The sequence below is a fragment of the Bacillus sanguinis genome (assembly GCF_018332475.1).
GTDB lineage: Bacteria > Bacillota > Bacilli > Bacillales > Bacillaceae_G > Bacillus_A > Bacillus_A sanguinis.
Genome location: NZ_BOQB01000643.1, coordinates 1 through 347, shown reverse-complemented (window position 1 = coordinate 347; position 347 = coordinate 1). Strand labels below are relative to the sequence as shown.

Sequence of the window (347 nt, the reverse complement as noted above, 5' to 3'; positions counted from 1 at the left end):
ACGTAACAAATAAATAAGAAAGATGTGATTGCTATTTTAATATTAATCAATGTAGTAAAAGTTGTATTGTTTCTGTTCTTTTTAATGACAGGTACGAAAATTATATCTGGAAAAATGGCAGATGAGTTTAAGCGATTTGGTTTACCTTCGTTTTTTAATTTTTTAACTGGAGCTTTTGAAATTGTAGGAGCAATTGGAATGTTGATAGGAATTTGGGTTCCAATAGTGGCTTTATTAGCAGGATTGTTGTTAGGCGGTACGATGCTTGCAGCTGCATTAACTCTTATTGTATTAGCGAAAGATCCCTTTAAGAAAGCGATACCTGCGCTTGTTTTGTTTGTCCTTAG

At 33.1% G+C, this 347-nt stretch carries 1 protein-coding gene; it reads left to right on the top strand.

Going from position 1 to position 347, the window contains the following annotated elements:
- Window positions 1-27: 27 nt before the first annotated feature.
- Window positions 28-347 (top strand): DoxX family protein (locus KI369_RS29005; protein ID WP_212959057.1); only part of this gene is annotated, 320 nt, incomplete at its 3' end.